The sequence below is a fragment of the Rhodococcus sp. GQ147 genome (assembly GCF_059759155.1).
Genome location: NZ_JCAXDU010000070.1, coordinates 1 through 347 on the forward strand (window position 1 = coordinate 1; position 347 = coordinate 347).

Annotated in this window: 1 pseudogene; it reads left to right on the plus strand. The window is 68.0% G+C overall.

Annotated features, from left to right (window positions below):
* Positions 1 to 39: 39 nt before the first annotated feature.
* Positions 40 to 347, plus strand: a pseudogene (locus AC6CID_RS25070) (IS21 family transposase); the annotation flags it as partial.

Genomic DNA, 347 nt, shown 5'->3' on the forward strand with positions numbered 1-347 from the left:
CTGGGAAGGGGCCCGACGGTGGCAAGGAGAACGTGGACGATGACCGATCTGATGGAGTTGTTCCGGCATTGGCATGCCGGCCGCTCCCAGGTGCAGATCTCGACGGCCCTGGGACTCGACCGCAAAACCATCCGCAAGTACTTGGCGCCGGCGCTGGCGGCGGGGTTGAGCCCGGGCGACGGCGGGAAGTTCGACGAGAACCTGTGGCGCGAGTTGATCACGTCCTGGTTCCCGGAAGTGGTGGACCCGACGGCGCGGGCGGTGACCTGGCCGGCGATCGCCGCCCACCACGCCTGGATCGAGGGCCAACTCGACGAGTCGGTGACCGTGGCGACGATCGCTCAACG